1 protein-coding gene is annotated in these 1,079 nt (G+C 54.8%); it reads left to right on the top strand.

The annotated features are described in order from the left end of the window. The coding region (locus tag CIK87_RS14275; protein WP_158216198.1) for a hypothetical protein at positions 1 to 334 on the top strand (334 nt) is incomplete at its 5' end. Positions 335 to 1,079 lie beyond the last annotated feature (745 nt).

Here is a 1,079-nt window from a genome sequence, read left to right as displayed (position 1 = left end):
AGAGGCGCTTCGCACCTCAACCCTGGGCTGTGAAATCGCAACTCCTACAGAGTTGCCGGGGGTGCGTACCGTCTGCGCCGTACTGCCTATATCATCGACCAAGGTAAAACAACTCCGCACCTCAACCTTGGGCTATGTAATCGCAACTCCATTACCTTTCCGCGTCGCATTGCGCCGCGCCGGTGACCTTCGGTTCACAGTTGCCGGTGATGTGTACCGTCTGCGCCGTACTGCCTATATCATTGACCAAGGTAAAACAACTCCGCACCTCAACCTTGGGCTATGTAATCACAACTCCATTACCTTTCCGCGTCGCATTGCGCCGCGCCGGTGACATTCGGTTCACAGTTGCCGGTGATGCGTACCGTCTGCGGCGTACTGCCTATGCCGTTGTCGGGTGTCAAATCGCTATTTACCCTCTTGGGAAGACTGGGGTGGGGTACGCTGCTGGTCCCTTTTGTTGTGGAGCTTGTCAGCAGCAGCAACTCTGTAGGAGTTGCGCTTTCCCAGCCCAGGGTTGCGGGCGTAGTCCGCTACCCTGGGTAGCTGCACAACTATTATAGCTACTCTGTAGGAGTTGCGATTAGCCGAAGGCGTTATGCTCAGTTAATAATAATCGTCTACACATTTTTTTCCATTATCCTGCTGGAGGTAACGCCTACGGCTAAACGCAACACTTTACCTTTCCGCGTCGCAAAGCGCCGCGCCGGTGACCTTCGGTTCAGCGTTGCTACCTTTTTTGCACCAATACCCAGGGTAGAGGCGCTTCGCACCTCAACCCTGGGCTGTGAAATCGCAACTCCTACAGAGTTGCCGGGGGTGCGTACCGTCTGCGCCGTACTGCCTATGCCGTTGTCGGGTGTCAAATCGCTATTTACCCTCATGGGAAGACTGGGGTGGGGTACGCTGCTGGTCTCTTTTGTTGTGGAGCTTGTCAGCAGCAGCAACTCTGTAGGAGTTGCGCTTTCCCAGCCCAGGGTTGCGGGCGTAGTCCGCTACCCTGGGTAGCTGCACAACTATTATAGCTACTCTGAAGGAGTTGCGATTAGCCGAAGGCGTTATGCTCGGTTAATACTAAT

Source organism: Prevotella sp. P5-64 (assembly GCF_002251285.1).
GTDB lineage: Bacteria > Bacteroidota > Bacteroidia > Bacteroidales > Bacteroidaceae > Prevotella.
This window is presented reverse-complemented; position numbering and strand designations above follow the sequence as displayed.